Origin of the sequence: Alteromonas sp. 07-89-2 (assembly GCF_013113925.1) — a bacterium.
GTDB lineage: Bacteria > Pseudomonadota > Gammaproteobacteria > Enterobacterales > Alteromonadaceae > Alteromonas > Alteromonas macleodii.
Genome location: NZ_VTYM01000004.1, coordinates 92,517 through 115,657, shown reverse-complemented (window position 1 = coordinate 115,657; position 23,141 = coordinate 92,517). Strand labels below are relative to the sequence as shown.

The 23,141-nt window shown below is 44.2% G+C and carries 19 protein-coding genes; 14 read left to right on the top strand and 5 right to left on the bottom strand.

Going from position 1 to position 23,141, the window contains the following annotated elements:
• The 9 genes from F0261_RS04360 to F0261_RS04320 all read left to right on the top strand — a co-directional run bounded on the left by F0261_RS04360 (position 1) and on the right by F0261_RS04320 (position 9,643).
• A complete protein-coding gene (locus tag F0261_RS04360) occupies positions 1–645 on the top strand; it encodes a YjfK family protein (protein WP_014979843.1) in 645 nt (214 codons plus the stop codon).
• A 15-nt stretch (positions 646–660) separates the two neighbouring features.
• Positions 661–1,077 (top strand): DUF350 domain-containing protein, encoded by a 417-nt coding sequence (locus F0261_RS04355; RefSeq protein ID WP_014950196.1) that lies wholly within the window; start codon positions 661–663, stop codon positions 1,075–1,077.
• 10 nt (positions 1,078–1,087) lie between these two features.
• The gene (locus tag F0261_RS04350) at positions 1,088–1,756 is read left to right on the top strand and encodes a DUF1190 family protein (protein ID WP_171337315.1); all 669 of its coding nucleotides are present in this window, start codon (positions 1,088–1,090) and stop codon (positions 1,754–1,756) included.
• Between the two features lie 2 nt (positions 1,757–1,758).
• The gene (locus tag F0261_RS04345) at positions 1,759–2,925 is read left to right on the top strand and encodes a glutathionylspermidine synthase family protein (protein WP_171337314.1); all 1,167 of its coding nucleotides are present in this window, start codon (positions 1,759–1,761) and stop codon (positions 2,923–2,925) included.
• A gap of 19 nt (positions 2,926–2,944) precedes the next feature.
• Positions 2,945–3,484, top strand: a complete 540-nt coding sequence (locus F0261_RS04340; protein WP_014950199.1) for a rhomboid family intramembrane serine protease — start codon at positions 2,945–2,947, stop codon at positions 3,482–3,484.
• A gap of 46 nt (positions 3,485–3,530) precedes the next feature.
• Positions 3,531–4,232, top strand: a complete 702-nt coding sequence (locus F0261_RS04335) for a VC0807 family protein (protein ID WP_039218203.1) — start codon at positions 3,531–3,533, stop codon at positions 4,230–4,232.
• 328 nt (positions 4,233–4,560) lie between these two features.
• Positions 4,561–5,283: an ABC transporter ATP-binding protein gene (locus F0261_RS04330; protein WP_171337313.1), complete on the top strand. Its 723-nt coding sequence runs from the start codon at positions 4,561–4,563 to the stop codon at positions 5,281–5,283.
• A gap of 71 nt (positions 5,284–5,354) precedes the next feature.
• Positions 5,355–8,282 (top strand): FtsX-like permease family protein, encoded by a 2,928-nt coding sequence (locus F0261_RS04325; RefSeq protein WP_171337312.1) that lies wholly within the window; start codon positions 5,355–5,357, stop codon positions 8,280–8,282.
• Entirely contained in the window at positions 8,279–9,643 is a 1,365-nt protein-coding gene (locus tag F0261_RS04320) for a lipocalin-like domain-containing protein (RefSeq protein WP_171337311.1), read from the top strand. Before F0261_RS04325 ends, F0261_RS04320 begins: the two co-directional genes overlap by 4 nt.
• A gap of 40 nt (positions 9,644–9,683) precedes the next feature.
• Here the strand turns inward: F0261_RS04320 and glsB are convergent, their stop codons facing one another.
• The 3 genes from glsB to F0261_RS04305 form a co-directional block, all read right to left on the bottom strand.
• Positions 9,684–10,592 carry a glutaminase B gene (gene glsB, locus F0261_RS04315; RefSeq protein ID WP_014950204.1) on the bottom strand — a complete coding sequence of 303 codons (909 nt, stop codon included), beginning with the start codon at positions 10,590–10,592 and terminating at the stop codon, positions 9,684–9,686.
• Positions 10,593–10,694: 102 nt separating this feature from the next.
• On the bottom strand, positions 10,695–12,173 hold the full coding sequence (locus tag F0261_RS04310; protein ID WP_171337310.1) for an alkaline phosphatase: 1,479 nt from the start codon (positions 12,171–12,173) through the stop codon (positions 10,695–10,697).
• A gap of 233 nt (positions 12,174–12,406) precedes the next feature.
• Positions 12,407–13,366: a chemotaxis protein CheV gene (locus F0261_RS04305; protein ID WP_171337309.1), complete on the bottom strand. Its 960-nt coding sequence runs from the start codon at positions 13,364–13,366 to the stop codon at positions 12,407–12,409.
• 437 nt (positions 13,367–13,803) lie between these two features.
• Here F0261_RS04305 and F0261_RS04300 point away from each other — a divergent pair, with 437 nt between their 5' ends.
• The 4 genes from F0261_RS04300 to F0261_RS04285 all read left to right on the top strand — a co-directional run bounded on the left by F0261_RS04300 (position 13,804) and on the right by F0261_RS04285 (position 20,201).
• Entirely contained in the window at positions 13,804–15,399 is a 1,596-nt protein-coding gene (locus tag F0261_RS04300; protein ID WP_014979852.1) for an isocitrate lyase, read from the top strand.
• A 281-nt stretch (positions 15,400–15,680) separates the two neighbouring features.
• Positions 15,681–16,625, top strand: coding sequence for a LysR family transcriptional regulator (locus tag F0261_RS04295; protein ID WP_014950208.1), 945 nt, complete (start codon positions 15,681–15,683; stop codon positions 16,623–16,625).
• A gap of 98 nt (positions 16,626–16,723) precedes the next feature.
• A complete protein-coding gene (locus F0261_RS04290; RefSeq protein ID WP_039231489.1) occupies positions 16,724–18,919 on the top strand; it encodes a malate synthase G in 2,196 nt (731 codons plus the stop codon).
• A 397-nt stretch (positions 18,920–19,316) separates the two neighbouring features.
• Positions 19,317–20,201, top strand: coding sequence for a patatin-like phospholipase family protein (locus tag F0261_RS04285; protein WP_014950210.1), 885 nt, complete (start codon positions 19,317–19,319; stop codon positions 20,199–20,201).
• A gap of 33 nt (positions 20,202–20,234) precedes the next feature.
• Here the strand turns inward: F0261_RS04285 and F0261_RS04280 are convergent, their stop codons facing one another.
• Both F0261_RS04280 and F0261_RS04275 read right to left on the bottom strand, forming a co-directional pair.
• Positions 20,235–21,251, bottom strand: coding sequence for an NAD-dependent epimerase (locus F0261_RS04280; protein ID WP_171337308.1), 1,017 nt, complete (start codon positions 21,249–21,251; stop codon positions 20,235–20,237).
• A 241-nt stretch (positions 21,252–21,492) separates the two neighbouring features.
• A complete protein-coding gene (locus F0261_RS04275; protein ID WP_014979857.1) occupies positions 21,493–22,263 on the bottom strand; it encodes a serine protease in 771 nt (256 codons plus the stop codon).
• 62 nt (positions 22,264–22,325) lie between these two features.
• On the opposite strand from F0261_RS04275, the gene F0261_RS04270 reads away from it, so the two are divergent.
• Positions 22,326–23,078, top strand: a complete 753-nt coding sequence (locus F0261_RS04270) for a YdcF family protein (protein ID WP_171337307.1) — start codon at positions 22,326–22,328, stop codon at positions 23,076–23,078.
• The last annotated feature ends 63 nt before the right edge of the window (positions 23,079–23,141 follow it).

The following is a 23,141-nucleotide window of genomic DNA, read 5'->3' as shown; positions in this document are numbered from 1 at the left end:
ATGTTTAGTAAATTATTTAAAAAGTCAGAACCTAAAAAACCTAAGTCGCCAGAAATAATGGGGCTTTATTTAGGTGGGTCTTTCGAGTTAGATAACTTGAAACTTTCGCTATTAGAACCGGAACTCACTATTGAAGGTGCAGCCCGTTCTCAATTAATTCAAGCGGTAGGTGAAGCACCCTTAGATACAGGTGGCACTCTGCTTCGCTTTTACACCGACGACGATGGATTTTTACAGGTGGTCACCGACGGCGGCTTGTCTGAGAATCACATTACCGATGTTAAGCTGTGGCATTTTTACGAAACAAAGACCATCGGTAATACTGCTCAGTGGAACGAATGCTTGAAAAACGTTATCAGCCAGCCCACCTATGAGCTTGACGGCAAGGTCTATACCCGCGTGTGGGGGGCAGTGGGCGATGAGTCACCGCCTGTTGCCGTCACTGAAACTACCTATGAAGAAGACGGTGATGTGAGTACCACCGATCAGTTTATGATGCTGTACGAACGCCCCATCAGTAACGATAGAGTCGAAACACTGCTTGTTGTGGGTGAAGAGAAACAAGTAGGTAATAATTTAGATAGATGTTTGGTGATTTCAACGGGGTTTGATGTAGAACCTGCAGATATCACTATAAACGGTTAATAAAAGGGAATAACTATGGATACGATCATGCAATCTTTGGCTGGCCTGGATAACTTTGCGCTTTACTTCGGCTTGTCGATTGTCTTTTTGTTTATCTTCAAATTGGTGTACGCATTGGTTACACCTCACGATGAATGGAAGCTGGTAAAAGAAGAGAAAAACGTTGCCGCTGCCATCGGCTTCGGTGGCGCTATAATCGGTTTTGCTATTGCCCTTGGCAGCGCAGCTTCAAACTCGGTTGCTGTAGTAGATTTTGCTATTTGGGCGCTTGTTGCTGTGATTGCACAATCCCTAGCGTTTGCCATTTTGCGTTTCAGCTTTATGCCGAAAATCGCTGAGCGCATAAACAATAACGAAGTTTCTGCGGGTGTTATGCTTGCCAGCATGTCTATTGCCGTAGGCTTACTCAATGCCGCTTGCATGACCTATTAAGGGGGCAGCGATGACTGATAAACGAAACACTCAGCTTGATGTTGTTGATAGCGTGCAAGGTGAGAAGCCCACATTAAAACGCACCAAACATATTGACCTTAGTCGCATGCGCAAAGGCTTTAGCGTGAAGCCTTTAGCATTGGGGGTGGCCAGCGTTATTTTAAGTGGTTGTGGCGGGGAAAAAGAAGACGCCACCATTTACACCTCGCTAGAAGACTGTAAACAGGATTTTCCTGATGCAGTAGAGCGTTGTGAAGCTGCCTACCAGACAGCGGTCGACGAGGCCATGCGCACCAGTCCGCGCTTTAGCTCTGAGTACGACTGCGAACATGAATTTGGCCCTAACCAGTGCCAATATGTGAATAATAGTAGCGGCAGCTTTTTCATGCCGTTCATGGCAGGCTACATGGTGAGCTCTCTGCTATCGCCAAATCGCTATTACTCACAGCCCTTATATACTTCCTATTCATATAATTCACCGTTTCGTTCACGCTGGATAACGGCAGACGGCTATGTGTTCGACGGTGACATTCGCAAAAGAAAATATCGCGTAAACAAAGACGTTTATAAGCCTAAGCCTACCGTGAACCGCACAATGAAACGAGGCGGGTTTGGTAGCAGCGTTCGTGCAAAATCGTCCTGGGGTAGCAGCAGCCGTAAAGGCGGCTGGGGCGGATAACTATGTTTAGAATGCCTTGCCAGCCTCGTAAGGGCTGGCAGCAGTTGGCTAACGAGTTTGGTTTTCATTTCCACACCATGTATGGCGAGCCGTATTGGGATGAAAGTGCCTACTACCAATTCACGCTAGCGCAAATTGAAAACGACATTGAAGACCCCACAGCCGAACTACATCAAATGTGCTTAGCAGTGACCGAAGATGTGGTTAATAGTGAGGAATTACTTACTCGTTTTCGAATTCCAGAGCAACATTGGGACTTAGTAAGAAACAGCTGGCAGGAAAGAGCCCCCAGTTTGTACTCTCGCCTTGACCTTGTCTACAGTGGCAAAGGGCCAGCTAAGCTGCTAGAAAATAATGCAGATACGCCCACCAGCTTGTATGAATCTGGGTTTTGGCAGTGGCTGTGGCTTTCACAAAATGTGGATGCCGGCAAACTTGCCCTGCACGCTGATCAGTTCAATAGCTTGCAAGAAAAACTAGTTCATCGCTTTCGCGAAATAGCATTGCACTACAACATTAATCAACTGCACATGGCGTGTTGTAAAGATACCGTAGAAGATCGCGGAACAGTGCAGTACCTACAAGACTGCGCTACAGAGGCCGGGCTTTTAGCTGACTTCGTTTTTATTGAAGACATTGGATTAGCGGACACGGGCGTTTTTACCGATCTTCAAGACGCGCCAATTACAGACTGCTTCAAGCTTTACCCTTGGGAGTTTATGCTGCGCGAAGAGTTTGGCGATGTGTTAGAAGATGCCCAGGTTAATTGGATAGAGCCCCCATGGAAATCGATAATTTCCAATAAAGCCTTGCTTCCCCAGCTTTGGAAGAAATTTGAAGGCCACCCTAACCTGCTTCCCGCTTATTTTTCAGATGAAGTAAACACAAACACACTATCAGGAAAGTGGATTAAAAAGCCTCTGTTTTCTAGGGAAGGCGCGAATGTTTCTATCATTGAAGGTGGAATTGAGAATAAGCTTAGCGATGGTCCTTACGGCGAAGAAGGCTATATTGTTCAAGCGTTTGAACCTTTACCCGTCTTTGAAGGTAATCATACACTTATTGGTAGCTGGTTGGTGGATGACATGCCCGCAGGTATTTCAGTAAGGGAAGATGCATCTGCTATTACCCAAGATCTCTCTCGCTACCTTCCTCATATTATTTTGTAATCTACTTTAGGGCCTTTCGATGAAGCCGCTTTCTTTCCAAATTCGCGTTCTGCTGACGCTAGGTGCATTGTTAATCGTAATAGAAGTAGCAAACTTACTTACCGGCAATGCACTTAATCAGTTTGGTGTAGTGCCTCGCACACTGTCAACCTTGCCATATATATTCACAGCCCCGTTCCTTCACGGTACACCCACCCATTTAATGGCTAACTTGGTGCCTCTTTTGCTTTTCATGTGGCTTACTATGCAGTGGGGAAAACGCACGTTTCTCATCGCTACGCTAAGTGCACTGCTTATAGGTGGTTTGGGCGTGTGGCTATTCGGTAGAAGCGCTACGCATATTGGCGCGAGCGGCATGGTGTATGGCTACTTCGGCTTCCTCGTGCTAGCAGGTTTTAGAAGTAACAAAGTGCGGTATTTGCTTATTTCATTAGTAGTTGCAGCACTATACGGAGGAATGCTGGTTGGTGTGCTTCCCACATCCAAATTTATTTCCTTTGAATATCATCTGTTTGGCTTTATTGGTGGCTTATTTGCCGCATGGCACTGGGCACGCTAATTAGTTTACGTATAATTAGCCTCAAGATAAGACGTTTTAATTAGATATGTCAGCAGTACAAGAACCTACACAAAAGAACCAAGGCTTTTTCGGCAACCTCGCGTTTAACATTGTTATTCCTGTGGTGCTAATGAGTTATGCAAGTTCAGAAGATTACCTAGGCCCTGCGTGGAGCATTGTGGCGGCGCTTAGCTTTCCTATTGGTTATGGCCTTTGGGATTTAAAAGAGTCGGGAAAGGTCAATGGCTTTTCCATTTTAGGTATTATAAGCGTATTACTTACTGGTGGGTTTAGCTTACTTAAACTGCCTGCCGAGTATATTGCGATAAAAGAAGCCGCTATCCCAGGCATTATCGGTATCGCAGTACTGGTCACCCAGTACTCTAATAAACCCTTGGTCAAAATGCTTATTTTGAACGACCAGATCATAAACTGGCCTCACTTAAACCAAGTCCTTGATGCGAAAGGCAAGCAACCAGAATTTAAAAAGAAAGTTGCGGTGAGTTCTTATATTGTAGCAAGTTCGTTTTTCCTATCTTCTGCACTAAATTATATCTTGGCAAAAATGATATTGGTCAGTGAGCCGGGCACTACGGCATACACTGAAGAGCTTGGCCGAATGACTGCGCTTAGCTATCCAGTTATTGTGATCCCGAGCATGATTTTACTTATTGCAGCGCTTTGGTATTTATTTGCCCAAATCAAAAAAATTACTGGCGAAGAACTCGATAACTTTATTAATCAGTAAAAAGACGATCGATAAGGGGCTTAACGCCCCTTTAACATGCCCTTCCCTACGACTGAAGCTATTACATATCTTGTAATTTAGGCTACTAAAGCAATTTCCTGAAACGCATAAGAATATTAGCCATCAAATTCCCACACCGCTTTTAACCAAAAAGCGTGGGTATTACGTATACTCTCAAATATAAAAATAACCCGTTCTATTAGAACATGTCGGCGCTAATTGAAGGCGCACATAGCACCTCTAACTGTGCGCCAGCAGCACTGCGAATTGCATGCATGCTCGCTCCTTCATGTTCACACTAAGACGGTTCAATACAAAACGGCGAATTATGCTGACAATAAAAGACTTAAAGAAATCTTTTTCAAAGACAGGGGCTCCGCTTATCAACAACCTTAACCTTACCGTAAAGACAGGTGAATCGGTGAGTATTCAGGGGGCTTCTGGCTGCGGTAAATCTACCTTGCTGTCGCTTATTGCTGGGTTTGAGACGCCCGACGGTGGAGATATTTCGGTAAATGGATTGTCGATTGCTAGCAATAGCAAACTCGATAACACATTTAAAGCGAGTGATATCGACAATTTTCGCAAACAGCATTTAGGTATTGTGTTTCAAAGCTTCAATTTATTCGACTGCTTTAATGCGTGGGACAACATTGCCTTTACTGCAAGGCTAAAAGGTAATGTAGATAACGACTACCAATTAGCGTTAATGGAGCAGCTTGGGATATTCCCCCTAGCGCAAAAGCCGCTAAGTCAGTTATCTGGCGGTGAACAGCAGCGCTGTGCCATTGCTAGAGCGCTTGTACATCGCCCCTCGCTTATCTTGGCCGACGAACCCACCGGCAATTTAGACGAAACCACTAGCGAAACCGTGTCTGACTTACTCTTTAAAATTTGTAAAGAGGCCAATACTTCTCTTGTTGTGGTAACTCATAGCCAAGACGTCGCGGTAAAAGCAGACGCCGCTTTGCGACTACATAAAGGGGTATTAGAGAGTGTGAAATATAAAACTAAAGAACAAACCTTATCTTCACCAGTAGCAGCAAGCTAATTACAGGTGAAAAACGTTAGCGATATGCGCCCTGTGAAAAAGACACCGAAAACAGCAAGTAGGAAGATAACGTGCTACCCACTCTACTGTTAGCGCTCTCTAGCTTACTTGCAATGGCAAGGCACAGGATGTGGGAGCCTTTGCTCATTATGGCCGCAATTATACTGGCCAATGCTGGCTTGGTTACCGTTTTGCTTATAAACGAAGGCGCCACACAAGGTGACTTATTACAGTCGAAGCAAGGGCTTACCTCTGGCAGTATCATCACCCCAGCAGACAGCAGAGCTCGCTTTACACAAAGCGATTATGCCACGCTTCGCAAGCAGGGTTTTACCCAGCTTGTTGCAATAGCTGAACGAGACATCACCCTATCGTGCAATGGCAGCAAGCCCACAGCAACAACTCTCATATTACTCGGTGTTGATACTCAGCCTCTTTTAGGAAGTGCATTTAGAAAGAGAGGTTTTGAAGCGCCTGCCCAAAACGATAGCACTCTTTCGCTTTCCTATTTATCGCAAAATGCGAAGAAATTTAGTGAAATGGAAAACCAGCAGACGCTAGCGGGACGCGAATTGCGCTCAAATTTTGGGGGCGACTTCGCTGTAAATGGGCTTATTCACCCCTTAACGAACGCGAAACTGGCCTGTCACGACACGCTCAATGAAATCGATAGAAAATCTGCGCCAAGTCCCTATTGGCCTGCAACGGTAAGCGCGTATGTGAGCAGCTTTGCTCCGCAAAATACAATTTTGATCTCTATCGATGAGTTTTACAGAGGCGGGGTAACGATTGAGAATGATGAACCTGTTAAGCCTGTTACTTCTGACAATGCTAAACGCGCGCAAGAGCAACAAGCAAAACAACAGAAAGCTTACGTCCCACTTTCCGGGTTTATTGCACTTTCACCGCTATCACAGCAGCATTTAACCCAAATAGAAACCCTACTTGGAATACCTGTAAAGCAAACCACTAGTAACACATACAATGACACCGGTTCGTTGCCAGATAGTTTTAGATTAAATCTTTGGGCGATGAGTGGACTGATGGGCGTTGTGGCGCTTTTTATAGTACTAAACGCGCTAAACTTGATGTACCGCACGCGGCTACCCAATATCATTCGTTTACGGCAGCTGGGCATATCTCAGCGAATTTTAAGCATTGCCCTATTCACCGAGTTGCTTATTTACTGCGTAATAAGTATTCCAATTGGCATGTTCATCGGTTTTCAAGCTGCGTCATGGTTGTCACCTGTGATAAACGGTACATTTACGTCGTTGTTCAACGCCGTATTTGTTAACCCAGACGTTAATCTGCTTGTCACCTTCGGCTTCGCATTAACAACGACCTTTATATCGCTAGTTGTTTTTTCGTTAGTTTCTATAGTTAAGCTTTCAAATGCCCTAACCGTAGCGCCTGTCAAAAAAGAAAATTCGTTAGGCCAATTTGCCGTAGGTCTTATCTCATTATGTGCCCTACTACTGTTATTTATCGCTGAGGGGTTCGTATCTTCTACTGCTTCAGCACTTTTCTTTGTTGCACTGTTACTCCTTACCAGCTGCGCGCTTATTCTTCTTTGGTTACCTATTTTCTCTAAGCTACTGACTAGATTTGTACCAAGACAGTGGCCCGTGTTCCACTACGTCATTGCTAATATGCATTTACTGTCTAGCAAAACCCGTCTCGCCGTTTGTGCATTCTTTATCGCGCTAACCGCAAATATTGGTATGAATACCATGACGGACAGCTTTAGAGACGCCACTGAACAATGGTTAACGCAAAGGCTATACGCGCCTTTCTATCTGTACACCGACGCGCCACTTAGTCGTATCGAAACATTATCTACCAAATCGTTACCTCCGCTTGCTTTAACTCCTTTACTTAAGGCCGAGGGAGCTGTTATTGGCTCACATGCTCAAGAAGAGACACATAAAGAAACACATGAAGTCGGTAACAACCCGCCCACCTACGTTTCTATCAGTAGCTACCCCGTTCACCGAAATGGTAAAAAGGCGCTTGTCCTCGATGATGTAATAAACAACGACCTCAACACAGTGTGGCGTGAGTTTACTGAAGGGAAAGGGGTATTCATCAATCAGCAATTAGCGTTTGCCCTTAACACTAAGTTAGGACACACGCTAGATATAGAAAATATTCGTCTTCGTAAAACTGCGAATTCAAGTTCTTCGGCGGTTAATACATCTAACGAGGCGTATAGCTCGCCACAAGATACAACTACTGAACCAACACAAGGCTCACAAAGCAGTTCGTCGAACTCAAACGTATTTACAGCGACGCCTCAATGGAAAGTACTGGGTATTTATCCTGACTACGGTAACCTGAACGGGCAAATATTGGTGCCTCTTCCCTCGTTTAATCGAAACGATGTTCTTATCAGGGATCAACTTTTTTCCGGTGTAGTGGCTATTTACCCAGAGCCGCCTATTGAGACTAACGTGATAGGCGACAACAAACAAAGCACCTATGAAAAGGACATCCTCGAACAGCAGCTAAAATCACAGTTAGGGGAACACCGCGAAATTGCTCTTTATACCCGACAAGCGCTGTTAGATACCTCTATGCAGACCTTTGATCGTACCTTTGTATTAACCGACGGGCTAAATATTACCACCCTATTGGTGGCGGGGGTCGCCTTCGCCGTTTCGCTAACGGTACTAACCATAGGCAGCGCAGCGCAGTTATCTGTATTGCGTGCCCTTGGCATTAGTCAGCTTAAAGTAAAAGCATCTCTGTTTGCGCAATATCTGCTGCTTTGTTTTATCTCAGCCTTGCTCGCCATTCCTTTTGGCGTGTACTTGGCCAATGTCTTTATTCAACAAGTAAACCGGCATGCATTTAACTGGGTGTACCCGTTTTCACTTAATGTACAGGTTATTCTCTCTAGCGTCGGGTTATCGCTGCTTATCGTTTCGCTGGTGCTGTTGTTACCTTTAGGAAAACTTAAGCCGAAAATTGATTTAAGGCAGGAAGTTCAGCTATGACAAACCATTTAGGTAGTGCCAACACCACGTTTTTGCGATTTAAAGCCAACACCTTTTTAGTGCTTATAGCTATTTGTTTCACGTTGAGTGGATGTACTGAAAACCCAAAAGATGAAAACGAAACTCTGGGAACCTCCACGCCAAACGGCTTTTTTGGAAACATGCAGTCGAGTGACGCCTTTACGCCAGTAAAGCGGGGCAATACTGTTGAATTACCGCGCGACCACAAGAGTCATCCCGATTTTCAGTTAGAGTGGTGGTACCTCACGTTTGTGTTAAGCGCTGAAGACGGGCAAGAGTTCGGCCTTCAATATACGCTTTTTCGTTTCAATACTGAGCTAAATGCCCCTCCAAGCGTTAAGGCTAATGCTGAAAATAGTGCTGAAGTTAACGCCAACAGCCATATCGCAAAAAACTGGAGCAATGGCCAGCAATGGATGGGACATGCTTCGCTGCACACCGCTGAACAGCATTATTTCGAAGAACGATTTGCAAGCGGCGGTGTAGGTAATGCCTATGTGAATCAACAACCTTTTACAACAGTTATTGACGATTGGGTTTGGAAAGCGGCACAGGCGGAGGTACAAACAGGTGCAGAAAGCAAAGCCATGTTCCCGTCCGTATTAACTTTCGCTTTCGGGCACAGCAGCACGCATCATCCGCTTAAAACACGTGAAAAAATCCCCGCTACCTCTGCAGACAGACTATTAGAATTAAATGACGCGCCGAGCGTTAGCGCCGTCAAAGTCTCGCTTAACCTAGATAATTATGGGCCTTTCATCAAACAGGGTGATAACGGCTACAGTAAAAAAACACAAGACGAACGCCTTCGCTCCTACTATTACAGCCAGCCGTTCATTAACGCGGAAGGTACGTTAAACATAGAGGGCAATAGCGTAAAAGTTGCGGGTAAAGGCTGGTTTGATCACGAATGGACGAGCCACCTAGCCAACAGTGAAGCCATGGGATGGGATTGGTTTTCGCTGCATTTAGACGATGGAAGTAAATTGATGGCGTTTCGCATGCACGCCATGAATGAAAACATGAAAAATAGCAAAAGCAAACACAGCGAAATATTCACAACGGCTAGCTATATAGCGGAAAATGGCACGAAAGAAACTATCGACCAAGCCAAAGTATCAATTACGCCAACGGCCTATGAAACAATCAACGAGGGAGAGTCAGCTCGCTCTGTTCCCACCGCTTGGCGCATTCAAATACCAGAAAAAGATATCGACCTATCCATTCGCCCGTTCAAGGAAAGCCAATGGAATAACAGCTTATTTCCCTATTATGAAGGGCGAGTGCATATAAAAGGCTCCCATTCAGGGAGCGGCTTTATGGAATTGACAGGCTACTAAGGCCTGTTGACCTTTGATATACAGCGAAGCGTAATAGCCCCTAATAAATAGACCAATTGATGCGTTCACTTAGCGATGTCAAAGCCGCCACACCTAGCTGAGAATTACCCACGCTATTAAGCGCTGGCGAAAATACGCATATTGAAAAGCGTCCTGGTACAACAGCCACTATGCCTCCACCTACGCCACTTTTACCCGGCAAGCCTACTTTAAAAGCAAAGCTCCCAGCTTCGTCATACATCCCACTGGTCGCCAGAAGCGCGTTCACTTGTTTGGTTTGATAAGGCGTTAGCACCTTTTCATTTGCGCAAGTAGAAAAACCTGCGTTAGCAAGAAAGCTCGTTGAGCGCGCCAAGTCCTCACAACTCATTTCTAGCGCACAGTTGTGAAAATAATTACGAAGTACATCTTCCACTTCATTTTCGAAATTCCCATAGGCCTTCATCAAGTATGCCATTGCCGCATTGCGAGAGCGATGCTCGTATTCAGACTCCGCCACCACCTTATTCACCACAATATCGCCATTACAGCTTAAGCGTCTTACAAAATCTCGCATGGCAATATAAGGGGAAGCAAAACGAGATTGCACCATGTCACTGACCACCAGCGCACCGGCATTAATAAAGGGGTTGCGGGGAATACCGTTTTCATATTCCAACTGTACAAGAGAATTAAACGGCAGGCCAGATGGCTCGCATCCAACTCGCTCCCACATGGTTTCACCGTAGTGATTGATAGCTAAAACAAGATTAAAGACTTTTGAGATACTTTGGATAGAAAAAGGAACGCTCGCATCGCCTATCGACGTTATTTGACCGTTTGTATCGCAAATTGAAATGCCAAATTGCCGTGGATTAACCGTGGCCAACGCAGGGATGTAGTCGGCAACTTTTCCCATGCCCAACATGGGCTCAACTTCATCATAGATATCTTGAAGTAGTGCCAGCATTTCGTTTTTCATAGTTCCCCTTTCCTGCTTACCACAGATAAAAATAAAGCGCCTTGTTATAAAAACGCTGGCGCTTTAATTTCTATACAAACAATGTAGCGATTAGTTACAGCGCCAATCTTCCTTAAAGTCACACAAGCCATCATCATCTTCGTCTGACGTAAGCTCAATGTTGGTCGATACCTTTTCTGATACTTTATTTGAATCGGAATCGATTATTACTGGCTGTTTTTTATCGATAAAACTGAAGATTGTTTTTGCAATATCCGTGTTATCAATTTGCCCCATAAGCGATTGATAACCAGCGCCAAAAGCAAATACTTCAACATCTACACCAGTGTGACCGCCTGTTGTCCACCCCGTGTTTGTTTTGGTGTCTAAGAAGGTTTTTACTGCCATGAAGCGAGTTTCATCATCTTGGTTTGATACGCTATCTAGCGTGGCAAGCTCTTCTTCACTCAACGACAAGCCAAGCTTCTGCGCCACAAATTCGCCAGGGTTCTCTTCATTTGCCATCTCTAAAGCAATTGTCATTACCGAGGCTGACATAGACTTAAGATGTTCAGGGCTCCAGCGGTAGTCGCCGTTTGCGCCAATGGTTAAGCCACCTGTGCTGTGATCCGCCGTCAAAATAACTAAGGTGTCAGGATTCGTTTTTACATAATCTCGCAAATATTCCATGGTTTGCGCTAAATCGTGCATCTCAGCCATAGCAGACGCGATATCGTTTGCGTGACCAGCCCAATCTACTTGGCTTGCTTCAACGAGAAGAAAGAATCCATTGTCGTTTTCTAAGTGTTTAATAGCATGTTGAGTTAGGTACTCAAGACGATTTTTGCGCTTGTCATCTAATACCGCAGGCAGCGCTACTGGAGCAAACAGACCGAGAACATTACTTCCCGCAGGCACTGAAGCCAGACGGTTATATGAATCGGCATATTCGTAGCCAGCATCAATAAACTGCGCCAAAATATCTCTGTCATCGCGTTCAAAGTAAGACGTTCCACCGCCTAGCATCACGTCAGCGACAAACTTACCGTCCACGCGAACATCAAAGAAATCTTCAGCTATTTCGTTGTAGTTCTTACGGCTTTCGTTATGCGCAATGTATGACGCAGGTGTCGCATGAACAATTTGAGACGTTACTGCCAAACCAGTACGCATGCCTTTACTCTTAGCATGGTACATAACAGAGTTTACTGGTTGTTTATTTACATCAACACCAATTGCACCGTTGTATGACTTAACGCCAGTAGCAAGAGCGGTAGCAGCAGCGGCTGAATCGGTAACGTAACCAGATACTTGCGCAGGATACGTGGAAGCATTGCCCACTAAAATATCGTCAAACACAACAGATTCGATATTCGGTGTTGACGGGTCATCTACATAATTACGATAAGCCGTGGTATAGGCAGGCCCCATACCGTCGGCTACAACCATTATTATATTTTTCGGTACACCTTTAGTTTGCGTACCGGTTGCACTTGCTGATTCGGTCATAGATTCAGTGATACCACAACCCGCAAGAACAGCAATAGACGCACAACTTAGTAGTGATGTGCGAACAAATTGTTTAATCATTTAAACTTCCCTGAGTAAGTAAGGTACCTACTGGCCTGGATACCCGCAGATACAACAATAACGACACTATCGCGAATGATTCTTTGGTGATCATAAAGGTGTTAGCAAAGCGATAAGATGTAATAGTGTAAAGCAGGCTGGCAAGATGCTCAAAGCTTTTGGACAAAATAACGCAAGCATGAGATGACCAGATGGTCATCTCATTAAATTAGCAATTTTTGAGAAGGAAGCGACTACTTATTTTGTGATGAGAGGTATTCGCGCATGCGCTGTTGTGCCACGTCAACGAGCATGTCGGGCTGGAATTTGGAGATAAACCTGTCACATCCAACTTTTTCTACCATGGCGTCGTTGAAGCTTCCGCTTAATGATGTGTTGAGTGCTATAAATAAATTGCACATACGAGGATCATTACGCACTTCAGAAGTAAGCCGATAGCCGTCCATTTCTGGCATTTCCGCGTCGGTAAACATTAGCAAAATTTCGTCGGTTGGGTTCTTCCCCTCATCGGCCCACTTCTTCAGCAGCGCTAACGCTTCAGCGCCGTTTTTACGTTCGATGATTGTTATACCTAGCTGCTCTAACGTATCTTTAATCTGTTTTCTTGCTGTGCTTGAGTCATCTACTATCAACACTTTCTTGCCTAAGAAGTGGTTAACAATGTCTTTATCTAGCACTTCTTCAGAGATAGATGTGTCGTAATCGATGATTTCCGCGAGTACTTTTTCAACATCGATGATTTCTACCAGCTCTTGTTTACCCTCAACATTCACCTGAGTTATGGCGGTTAAATAATTGGATTTTCCAATGCCGCTAGGGGGTGGCTGAATGGTTCCCCACGATGTATTCACTATGTTTTTCACTTCACCAATAATGAAGCCCTGCACGCTTCTGTTATATTCAGTGATAATGACATTCTTCGCAGTTGCTTGTGTAGCTGCACCACGCATTTTGATTGCCTGACGCAAGTCTATAATTGGAATGGAGCTTCCTCGGTAGTTCATCACGCCTTTCAGGTTGTGATGTGAACCCGGCATTATATTGAGCTTGGGTACGTTTATAACTTCTTTAATTTTAAAGACGTTCATGGCAAAAATGTGTCGCGTTCCCAGTTGAAACATCAAAAGCTCAAGCCTGTTCTCGCCAACAAGCTTGGTTCTTTGGTCAACTGACGACAATACACTACTACTCATAACACCCACTTTTCATATTATATATCAACAAGCTAAAACAAAAGCGCCCTCGTATCGGACAAGATTATCTAGCGTGAAGCTTTACGCCTAAATTTACCTTGCTCACACCGGCAAAGCTATTACCCTTTTAGCTAATAGACAGACGAAATAGTCAACACCAGCAAGCGTTTGCAACCTACGTAAGTTATTTTTTACCGACCACTTCTTGCCCCACTGCTGCCCCATTGCCTCAAAACCACCAAATATAGGTGTCAAAGATTTACAGTATCTAGACTTCTCTCGGCGCTAGCTATTCACAAAATAAATGACCGCAATGCAAAATATATATTTCTATTATTCCAAATCCGGCACTAGGATGAAAAGGAATCAACGGGAACGCCCTACAGCGTAAACATAAACAACGTTAAGTATTTTAATTATAGTCGGGAGAGACGCTCATGTCGCAATATCAACAAGACATTGATAACTTCGCCACATTAAAGGCAGCACAAAACGGAACTTGGGAAGGTATCAACCCAGAATTCGCTGCACGCATGAAGGTTCAAAACCGTTTTAAAACAGGTTTAGACATTGCTCGCTACACTGCAAGCATTATGCGCAAAGACATGGCTGAATACGACGCAGATTCGTCTCAGTACACACAGTCACTAGGCTGCTGGCATGGCTTCGTAGGCCAACAAAAAATGCTTTCAGTTAAAAAGCATCAAGGCACAACTAACAAAAGCTACCTTTACCTTTCAGGCTGGATGGTAGCAGCACTTCGCTCTGAATTTGGTCCTCTTCCTGACCAATCAATGCATGAAAAAACATCAGTGTCTGCGCTTATCGAAGAACTTTATACTTTCCTTCGCCAAGCAGATGCGCGAGAATTGGGCGACCTTTTCCACAAGCTAGACGACGCTAAGAAAAACGGTGGTGATGTAGCTGCGATTCAAGCTGAAATCGACAATTACGAAACTCACGTAGTTCCAATTATTGCTGATATCGATGCGGGCTTTGGTAACGAAGAAGCAACCTACCTACTAGCAAAGCAAATGATTGAAGCAGGTGCATGCTGTATCCAAATTGAGAACCAAGTATCGGACGCGAAGCAATGTGGTCACCAAGACGGTAAAGTAACCGTGCCACACGAAGACTTCCTAGCGAAAATCAATGCAGTACGCTATGCATTCCTTGAACTAGGTGTTGATGAAGGTGTAATTGTTGCACGTACTGACTCACTAGGTGCTGGTCTTACCCAGAAGATCCCAGTATCTACATCAGAAGGCGACTTAGCTGCTCAGTACAATGCGTTCCTTAAAACTACCGAAGTTGCAGGGGCTGAAGACCTAAGTGAAGGTGACCTAGTTCTTAAGCAAGGTGGCAAACTGGTTAAGCCTGAGCGTCTACCAAACGGCTTGTTCCGCTTCAAAGACAACACAGGTTTTGACCGTGTAGTACTTGACTGCGTAACGTCACTTAAGCACGGCGCTGACTTGCTTTGGATTGAAACTGAAAAGCCTCACGTTGGCCAAATTGCTGAAATGGTTAACGCTATTCGCGAACAAGTACCAAACGCAAAGCTGGTTTATAACAACTCTCCATCATTCAACTGGACGCTTAACTTCCGTCAGCAAGTATTTGATGCTTGGAGTGAAGAAGGTAAAGACGTTTCTGGCTACGACCGCGCGAAACTTATGTCTGCCGACTATGATGACAGCGAGCTAGCAGCTGCGGCCGACGAGAAGATTAAGAGCTTCCAGGCTGACGCAGCACGCGAAGCGGGTATCTTCCACCACCTTATCACGCTACCGACTTATCACACTGCAGCACTGTCTACTGACAACCTTGCAAAAGGTTACTTCGGTGAAGAAGGTATGCTTGCTTATGTACGCGGTGTTCAGCGTCAAGAAATTCGCCAAGGCCTAGCGTGCGTTAAACACCAAGCGATGGCAGGTTCTGACCTAGGTGACACGCACAAAGAATACTTCTCTGGCGAAGGCGCACTAAAAGCGTCTGGTGAAGATAACACTATGAACCAGTTTGACGTATAACTTTAACAGGCAATGAGTTAAACGGAAAGCATCCCTACCTTTCCTACAGGGCACCTTCGGGTGCCCTTTTTTGTGCGCGTCATTCACTTCACTTATGCTTTTGCATAAAACAAAAAAAGCCATATTTTTCTAAATTTCATAAAAAAACAATATACCAACTATATTTCAATACCTTATAGGTATAACGGCGGCCAATTTAAGACTAAACGCTTATCTGACATTGAAATAAAAAAGCTTTATAATAGCTATGTTTAATTAGGTTTAAAAAGAGCATTAGAATAATGAATATAGCGAAGGTCGACCTGAATTTATTGGTTTATTTAGATGTGCTGTTGCGCGAAGGAAGTGTAACGAAAGCTGCAAACCAGCTAAGCATTACTCAGCCAGCAATGAGTAACGGCCTGAAGCGCCTTCGCGATCTATTTAAAGATCCGCTTTTAGTTCGTACCAGCGATGGGATGACCCCCACTAAGCGCGCGCTTGAGCTACAACCCATTATTCGCGATGTGCTTAGTCGATTGGAAAGCTCTATTCAGCCCGAGACTGATTTTGATCCGTTAACCAGCGACAGAACTTTCCGCATTATGACCAGTGACTATGCAGAGAGTACCTTGTTACTTGAACTCGTTGGAAGACTGGCGGATTTAGCGCCCAATATTACGCTTGACCTTATTACGCCGAGTGACGTGACGTTTCACGATGTCGAGCAAGGTAAAGTGGATATGGCAATTAACCGCTTCGATGAACTGCCTTTGTCGTTTCACCAAAAAGTTATCTGGTATGACACCTTTAGCTGCGTAATGAGTTCCGACCATCCGCTAGTAGAAAAATGTAACCTAGAAGGCTATTTGAGTGCCCAGCATATTTGGGTGAGTAAAACTGGGTTTGGCGTGGGTGTAGGTATTGATCCAAATGAAGTACAAAAATTGGGTTGGGTTGACGCAGAGCTTACAAAAATTGGTAAACAGCGTGCTATTCGCGTATTTACTCGTCATTACCATGCAGCGCTTCAGATTGCGAAAAAGCAAAAACTTATTGCTACCTTACCAAGCAAAGCGGCGCGTTTATTCAAACACGACCCTGATGTGGTGATTAAAGAGCCGCCTTTCGACATACCACCTATTGCGCTAAAAATGGCGTGGAGTGCCCTACTTCACCACGACGCAGGTCACATTTGGTTGCGCCGCTTAATCAGCGATGTAGCTAGCGAAATGAATGCGGGCTAAACATTCACAAAATATATGGCAGAAATACAAACCATAAATTAAAAAACTATCTCTATACACACTACACTGGGTGAACAGATAAATGTATAGAGGTAGTTATGCAAGGATATATTACTAGAGGCCGACTACAGGTTGCCGAACAACTCGATAACTTTATTAATGAACAGGCACTTCCTGGCACAGGCGTAGATAAAGACACCTTTTGGCAAGGTGCAGAAACCCTCTTCGAAAAATTCATTCCTCAAAATCGCGCACTATTAGAAAAGCGAGAACAGCTTCAGCGCGCTATCGACGATTATCATAAAGCTGGTAACCCGGTAAACGGAAACGAATATACCGACTTCCTAAAAAGCATTGGTTACCTTGTTGAGCAGCCATCACAAGTAAGTGCACAAACACAAAATGTAGACGCCGAAATAGCAACAATGGCAGGCCCTCAGCTAGTCGTGCCAATCAACAACGCTCGCTATGCACTTAACGCGGTAAATGCCCGTTGGGGAAGCCTTTACGACGCACTATACGGCACTGATGTTATCAGCAATGAAGGTGGAGCAGAAGCGGGAAAAAGCTACAACCCCGTACGCGGCGCCAAAGTAGTTGCGAAAGCGAAAGACTATCTAGATAGCATGATACCGCTTGCAAAAGGCAGCCACGCTGACGTTACTGAGTATAAGATTGAATCGGGTAAATTAGCGATCACTCTTGTCGACGGCGATGAAACCACCTTAGCAAACACAGAGCAATGGCAAGGGTACCAAGGTGACATTAGCGCACCGTCAAGCCTGCTATTTGCACACAACGGTCTGCATTTTGAAATTCAACTAGACCCGACTCACCCTATTGGCGAGAGCGATGCCGCAAACGTAAAAGACGTACTGGTTGAAGCTGCATTAACCACCATTATGGACTGCGAAGATTCCGTTGCTGCTGTTGACGCTGAAGACAAAACCTTGGTGTATAGCAACTGGTTAGGCTTAATGAAAGGCTCGCTAAGCATTGAAATGACAAAGGGCGGCAAGCAGCTTGTTCGCGCTATGCATGACGATAGAAGCTACCAGCCGTCTAAACACGCTTCACAAGACAAGCTAAAAGACGGCGAACTAGTACTTTCTGGTCGAAGCCTTATGTTTGTTAGAAACGTGGGCCACCTTATGACTAACAATGCCATGCTCTTTGACGGCGAAGAAGTGCCAGAGGGGATCATGGACGGTTTAGTCACGTCACTTATCGCAAAGCATGATCTTTTAGGAAACAGCAAGTTTAAAAACAGCCGCGAAGGCAGTATTTATATTGTTAAACCTAAAATGCACGGGCCAGAAGAAGTTGCATTCTCTAACGCATTGTTTGGTGCTATCGAAGCCATTATCGATGTTCCAGCTAACACCCTTAAAATGGGCATAATGGATGAAGAGCGCCGCACGAGCATCAACCTTCAAGCGTGTATTGCTGAGGCCACCTCACGTGTTGTGTTTATTAACACAGGTTTCTTAGATAGAACCGGTGACGAAATTCACACCTCAATGCTTGCTGGGCCATTTGCAGAAAAAGCCGCGCTCAAGTCTATGGCGTGGATTAAGGCTTATGAAACTGCAAACGTTGCCGTAGGCCTTCGTTGTGGTCTTTCTGGCAAAGCGCAAATTGGTAAGGGCATGTGGCCAATACCTGACGAAATGCAAAATATGATGACCGCCAAAATAGGTCACCCTAAGGCCGGCGCTAATACTGCTTGGGTTCCCTCACCTACTGCTGCAACACTGCACGCGCTTCATTATCACGATGTAAATGTGTTTGACGTTCAAAAGTCGCTAGATGAAAACTTTAGTGGCCTTGCTGACATACTTACCATTCCATTGTTAGAAGATGCCTCTACTTTGACGCGTGAGAGTATTAAGCGTGAAATTGACAATAACGTTCAGGGCATTTTAGGCTACGTTGTACGCTGGGTTCACCAAGGCGTAGGCTGCTCGAAGGTTCCGGACATCAACAATGTAGGCTTGATGGAAGACCGCGCGACGTTGCGAATTTCATCGCAGCATATCGCTAACTGGCTAGAGCACGGCATTGTAAGTGTAGATCAGGTAAAAGAGTCTTTGGCCCGTATGGCTGTCTTGGTAGATGAGCAAAATGCGGGGGATCCTGAGTATATCCCTATGGCACCTGATTTAGACAGCTCAATTGGCTTCTTAGCCGCAAGCGACCTTATATTCAAAGGTAAAGAGCAGCCTAGCGGTTACACAGAACCTTTACTGCACGCCCGTCGCCGCGAAATGAAGGCAAAACTTGCGGCGAGCTAGCACAAAATATGAGGGCTAAGAATTGGAAACTAAAAGCTATATTCCATACGGTAAAATACCAAAGAATTAGCTAGCTAGTTTCAAGCCTCATCAGACGCATTTGAATAAGGCTCACTCTGTTAGTCAACAGCAGTGAGCCTTTTTATTTATTGCTGGTGTATTACTAATGCGTTTGCATTTATTGTCGCGACGCGTGAAATCACTTCGCAAACACACTCAAAAGCGAACTGTGTAGTGATATGGCAACACTTTAGACTAAAGATATCGCTTATCTCCCCCTTGATACTTTGCTGATAATGTATGAGTAAACTACGCTTTTATAGTGTGGGGCGCAGCGTTTGTTATTCCGTTGGAACTAAACACTTAGCGCAAAGCCTCCTTAGTTTGGAGTATGCACATGCAGATAGCCTCGGCAGCAATACCGAATAATTTATTACAGGCGAACGTCACGCAAATTGTGCCCATCTTTTCAGGTGGAGGAACAAGATTGAGCGCCCATATCGGCATCATTAAAGCGCTGCAGGACATGGACGTAGGCTTCGACACTTTAGTGGGTGTATCAGGTGGCTCGATTATCGCTTCGCTTTATGCCAAAGGTTACACAGTGGAGCAAATGCGAGAGCTCGCACTGGTTACCGATTTCAAGCAATTCACTGAATTTTCACTCGTAAGATTACTCCGGGAAGGCGGACTTTCTTCTGGCGACGTATTTCAACGATGGATTGACGAACAGTTGGAAGGCGCAGTGTTTGCCGACCTCCCACTCAATCTGCATATTCTCGCTACCGACGTAAACGGCGGCGGACCAGTTTTGTTCAACAAACAAACCTCTCCAGATATGAAGGTGTCAGAAGCAGTGCGGTACTCTATGTCGATACCGCTCATCTTCTCGTTCAAACCCTTTAAAGAGCACCTGCTAGTAGACGGCGCTATATTGTCTGAAGATGCGCTGTTTGAAGATTGGCGAGGCGATGGCACGCCATCAGTATGCTTCAGACTGCAAAGCACCGAACAAAAACGCAAGGCCATTAAAAAGAACTTACTTCAACTGCCCCAATACATCAGCATGCTTATTCGCACGTTTATGACGGCAATATCCAGGGAGTACGTCAATGCGAAGTATTGGCACAATACGGTGGTGGTGAATACCGGGGAGATTTCCGCGGTAGATTTTTCGCTTACACCTGAAATTAAGAACACACTTTTTGAGCTCGGTTATGCAACCACGAAAGAGTTCTTGCCCAAAAAGTGTGCGGGATTTATGAGAAGCAGTGCACTTTAACGGTTTCAGGAAATAATTATAAGTCGCTAGCGCTTACACTTTATAAAAGTCGCGATACCAGTCGACAAACGCTTTTACGCCTGTTTCAACATCGGTGGATGGCTGGTATCCAGTATCTTCAACTAGCGACGACACATCAGCATAGGTGTCAGGCACATCGCCTGGCTGCATAGGAAGAAGTTCTTTCTTCGCCTCAATACCCAATGCACTCTCAAGGGTTTCAATAAACTTCAAAAGGTGCACTGGTGTTTGCGCACCAATATTGTACACCTTATAGGGCGCCTTACTCGTACTTGGATCTGGATTGCCGCCGTCCCAATTCTCGTTAGGTTTAGCCACATTATCCAATGAGCGAATTACGCCTTCAACGATATCATCGATATAAGTGAAGTCACGACGGTGGTTACCATAGTTGTAAACCTGTATTGTTTTACCTTCCAAAATAGCTTTAGTGAACTTGAAAAGCGCCATGTCTGGACGGCCCCAAGGCCCGTAAACAGTGAAAAAGCGCAGCCCCGTTGTAGGCAAGTTATACAGGTGACTATAAGTATGAGCCATTAGCTCGTTAGCTTTTTTAGAAGCCGCATACAAGCTAACTTGATGATCTACGTTATGCTGTTCTGAAAACGGCATAGTCTCATTCGCTCCGTAGACTGAGCTAGACGACGCGTACACCAAATGCTCGACTTTATTATGGCGACATCCCTCTAGAATATTCACAAAGCCAACAATATTTGAGTCGACGTAAGCGTTAGGATTTTCAAGTGAATAACGCACACCAGCTTGAGCAGCCAAATGCACCACTCTATCAAATTTGTGCTCTTCAAAAAGCGCAGCCATTTTGTCGCGCTCTTCTACCCCCATCTCGATAAATGAAAATAAATCAGCAGCAGTAGATGATTTAATCTCGTCTAGACGAGCATGCTTTAAATTCACATCGTAATAATCGTTAATGTTGTCAATCCCGACAACTTGGTCACCACGATTGATAAGGTATTGCGATACAGCTGCACCAATGAAACCAGCTGCTCCGGTGACTAAGATTTTCATTTATTAATCCCTTGGATTTCGTATTTTAAATTAAAGTATCACTGATACGCTCGTGCTTTATTCTAGTTCAAACGAGCGACAGAAGTCTTATACAACCTACTTCTATAAAACTAGCCTTGTCAGTTAACTATGCTACATAAAGCTCAGCTCTTGGTCGGCAAAGTTTTTATAGTTTGAATTAAGAAAATAAAAAACAGTTAGCAAATAATGCACCATAAAATATCTAATTACTGTTCTAGAGTTAATTTGTAGCTCCCCTCAACAGGGTGGTTACAAACCGAATAGGTACTGCATATGAAATACCAGTTGGTGAAGCAAGTGCACTTTCTTTTGTATCTTTTACTAGAACTTTGTTTATTACACCAATTACCTCTCCTGTTCGAGGGTCATACAAGGGACTGCCACTGTTGCCTGGATAAGCAATTGCATCCAGTTGATAAATTAGGCTTACGTTCTTTAAGCGTGCCATCATGGTATTAGTTAATTGGTTGCTATTTAACGCTGGGATTGCGTCTGGCGTTATTGCAGAAATATACCCTCTGTGTGTAGCAGGATATAAACCCAAAATAGCGCCAATTGGGAAGCCCGTTAACGCGATTTCTGACCCAGGTTCTAACAATTCATCATCTCCAAGTTTCAATGCAGGTAAGGGGGAGTCCAACTTTAACAATGCTAAATCATGCTTAGGATCAATCTTTAAGACTTCTGCTTTAATTTTTTTTACTACTGTACCTTCGCCACTTAGGACTACGTAACTTTCAACTATTGTGGGGTCTAAATCTTCAGATACCACGTGATAATTTGTAATTGCGAAAAAACCGTTTGCTACAATAAACCCCGTCCCTAATACCCTTGGTGCACTGTGCTTAATTGGCGCATCGACAGCTACGGCAACAGTTCCTTTGGAGACTGATTTCACAATAGAAGTAAAAGAGGTTACATCATTATCTGCTGCTACACTCTGAGTCAGTAATCCCAACAGCACTAAAATCCAAATAATTAAAGTTTTCATGTATTTTTTCCCAGTTGAGCGTTAGCTTAATAACTTTAACCAAGGTACACCGTAAGATAACAATGGATTTTTTAAAACAAATAATTCTGCTTTTGATATCCCCCCTAACTATCAGCGTATTGCTAATACTTATGTCATATGCTTTCAAACGGGCAAATTATTTGAACACTGGGAAGAAAACTTTGTTAATGGGTGTACTTGTGTTGATGGTTTGCTCTCAACCATGGGTGGCAAACGTTTTACTTTATCCGTTAGAGTACAACAGCAAACGCTATCATTCATCCGATTTAACTAGAAGTGACGCTATATTTGTTCCTGCATGCTATTATCAAACGCAATACGATCTACCAGAAGTTTCGCGTTGGCACGAGTGTTCAATCCAACGGTTGATTCAAGCTAAGATTTTTTCTGATGAATTGAAAATCCCGATTATAGTTACGGGGGGAAGCTTCCTTGCTGATAAAGATGTTAAATATTCAGAAAAAGCAAAGCAATTTCTTGAAACATTAGGGGTAACGCCTGATAAAGTGATTTCAATACCTGAAGGTACCGACTCACTATCAGAGGTTGAAGCATTAAAAACTAGATTTGGCCACATAACTCTAGTAACCATAACAAGCGCCACTCACCAATATCGATTAGCTCAGATACTAAAAAACGCTGATATAAGCTCAGAGATTTTTCAAGTTGATTTTCAAAGCTCTGGAGAATTAAATCCTTTTCTTTCACTTCCTTCAATTCTAGCATTAGAGCGCACTAGAAGAGCGATATACGAATACTTGGCAATAGTGAAATACCATGTTTTGGAAAAATAGTATAAAAGGATTAGGCAAATTATCGAAAAGATTTGCTAGACTGTTTTGAAGGACGTTTTTTGT